At 67.1% G+C, this 2780-nt stretch carries 3 protein-coding genes; 1 reads left to right on the top strand and 2 read right to left on the bottom strand.

Features of this window, described 5'->3' with window-relative positions; translation table 11 throughout:
- Positions 1–636 (bottom strand): enoyl-CoA hydratase/isomerase family protein (locus tag H7290_RS05440; RefSeq protein WP_290513001.1); only part of this gene is annotated, 636 nt, incomplete at its 3' end.
- A gap of 39 nt (positions 637–675) precedes the next feature.
- Positions 676–1893 carry an acetyl-CoA C-acetyltransferase gene (locus tag H7290_RS05435; RefSeq protein ID WP_290513000.1) on the bottom strand — a complete coding sequence of 406 codons (1218 nt, stop codon included), beginning with the start codon at positions 1891–1893 and terminating at the stop codon, positions 676–678.
- Between the two features lie 212 nt (positions 1894–2105).
- Between H7290_RS05435 and H7290_RS05430 the strand changes: the two genes are divergently transcribed.
- On the top strand, positions 2106–2780 hold a 675-nt coding region (locus H7290_RS05430), incomplete at its 3' end, for a MerR family transcriptional regulator (RefSeq protein ID WP_290512999.1).

Here is a 2780-nt window from a genome sequence, read left to right as displayed (position 1 = left end):
GGCGGCGGCGTTGGCGCTGAGCCAAGCCTTCGCGGCAGGGGGCAGCTCGTCCTGGGTTGCGACCACCTCGTCGACGAGGCCCTCGGACAGCGCCTTGGCCGGCTTCATGCGCTGGCCCTGCAGCAGGAACTTCATCAGCGCGTCGGAGATGCCGAACATGCGGACGGTGCGGGTGACGCCGCCTCCGCCGGGCAGCAGACCCAAGGTGGCCTCCGGCAGGCCGATCTCGTAGCCGCCGTCGACCGCGATGCGGTGATGGGTTGCCAGCGCGACCTCGAGGCCGCCGCCGAGAGCAGCGCCGTTGATGGCCGCGACGACGGGCTTGCCGCACGTCTCGAGCCTGCGCAGGGTCGCCTTGATTCCCTCGACCTCGTCGAACAGGCGCTGGGCATCGGCGGGGGTCGACTGGACCATGAGCTTCAGGTCGCCGCCGGCGAAGAAGGTCTTCTTCGCCGACGAGACGACGACGCCCGTGATCGAGTCGGCATCCGCCGCGATGTCCTTGACCAGCCGATCGACGGCCTTGGCCATCGAGTCGGCATAGGCCTGATTCATGGTGTTGGCACTCTGGCTGGGGTCGTCGATGACGAGGTTGACGATTCCGCCCTCGACCTCGTAACGCACTGCTTCAGTCATAGGTATGTCTTTCTGCAAGGTGATGGAGAGTGGGAGAGGTCAGCTGAGGCGCTCGACGACGGTGGCGATGCCCATGCCGCCGCCCACGCACAGCGTGGCCAGGCCGTAGCGCTGATCGCGACGCTCGAGCTCGTCGATCAGGGTGCCGAGGATCATCGCGCCGGTCGCACCGAGCGGGTGGCCCATCGCGATCGATCCGCCGTTGACGTTGGTCTGGTCGTGCGGGAATCCACCGAGGTCCTTCATCAGGCGCAGCGCCACAGCAGCAAACGCCTCGTTGATCTCGAGCAGATCGATGTCACCGATCGTGAGGCCGGCGCGGTCGAGCGCCTTGTGGCTGGCGGGGCCGGGGCCCGTCAGCATGATCGTGGGCTCCGAGCCGGAGACCGCGGCCGACAGGATGCGGGCGCGCGGCTTGAGGCCGTGACGTGTGCCCGCCTCCTCCGAGCCGATCAGCACGAGGGCAGCACCGTCGACGATGCCCGAGGAGTTGCCCGCGTGGTGGACGTGGTTGATCTTCTCGACGCTCGTGTACTTCTCGAGGGCGACGGAGTCGAAACCACCCTGGTCGCCGATCGCGGCGAACGAGGCGGGTAGGCGGGAGAGACTTTCGACCGTCGTGCCCTCACGGACGAACTCGTCGTGGTCGAGGATCGTGAGGCCAGAAGCGTCCTTGACCGGGATGACCGACTTGTCGAAGTAGCCGTTGGCGATGGCCTTGGCGGCGCGCGCCTGCGACTCGGCGGCAAAGGTGTCGACGTCGGTGCGGCTGTAGCCCTCGATCGTGGCGATGAGGTCAGCGCCGATTCCCTGGGGCACGAAGTCAGTGTCGAACGCGGTCTTGGGATCCATGGCCCATGCACCGCCGTCGGACGCCATCGGCACCCGGCTCATCGACTCCACACCACCGGCGAGGATCAAGTCTTCCCAGCCGGAGCGGATGCGGGCCGAGGCCTGGTTGACGGCTTCGAGGCCCGAGGCGCAGAACCGGTTGAGCTGCACGCCGGCAACCGTGTCAGGCAGGCCAGCGGCGAGCGCGGCGGTCTTGGCGATGTCGGAACCCTGGTCGCCGACGGGCGAGACGACGCCGAGGACGAGGTCCTCGATGCCGTCGGTGTCGAGCGTCGGGTTGCGCTTGCGCATTTCATCGATCAGACCGGTCACGAGCGAGATCGGCTTGACCTCGTGGAGTGATCCGGTCTTCTTGCCGCGACCTCGTGGGGTGCGGATGGCGTCATAGACAAAGGCTTCGGTCATGAATGTGTCCTCGCAGGGTCTGGGTGAGACGTGTCAACATCGTGACACCGTCGATTGTGACAGCACCACTGTCAAAGTGGTAGGCGGGTTCACTGTCGGTCCGGTCACGTCTGGTCGGCCAGGGGTGTCCGAGCGACACCACACCACCGATCAGGCCGGCTCCTGTCGATCGACGGTACTCGCCGTCAGTCCGGTGGAATAGTCTCGGTCACATGACCCCCTCACCCGCCGAGACGATGAGCGTCGAGCAGCTGTCGTCACGTGTCGGCATGACGGTGCGCACGGTGCGTTTCTACGCGGGACGTGGGCTCATCCCGCCGCCGCGGCGCGAGGGACGCAATGGCTACTACGGGCCCGACCACCTCGCGCGGCTCGAGCTCGTGCGCGAGCTGCAGGCCCACGGGTTCACGCTCTCGGCCATCGAGGGCTACCTCGAGAACATCCCCAGTGACGCCAGTCCCGAGCAGGTCGCGCTGCACCGCACGCTGCTTGCACCGTGGATGCCCGACCTGCCCGAGACCGTCCACCGGCCAGACCTCGAGACCCGTTCAGGCCGATCGCTCTCCGACGACGATCTCGAGCTCCTCGTGGCGCTGGGTGTCATCGAGCCCACCCCGGTCGAGGACGTCTTCCAGCTTGCGCCAGCTCACCTCGCTGTGGGCGTCCAGTTCCTTGACCTCGGCCTCCCGACAGAGGCCGCACTCGCCGCTCGACGCATCATCACCGAGCATGGGCAGAGCATGGCGCGCGAGCTCACCGATCTCTTCCGCACGACGGTGTGGCCACACCTGATGTCTTCGGGTCAGCCACCCGAGGCCATCACGTCGATGATCGAGAGATTCAAGCCGCTCACGATCCAGGCGCTCGTCACGGCCTACGAGACGGCC

Origin of the sequence: Aeromicrobium sp., from assembly GCF_014378035.1 — a bacterium.
Lineage (GTDB): Bacteria > Actinomycetota > Actinomycetes > Propionibacteriales > Nocardioidaceae > Aeromicrobium.
This window is presented reverse-complemented; position numbering and strand designations above follow the sequence as displayed.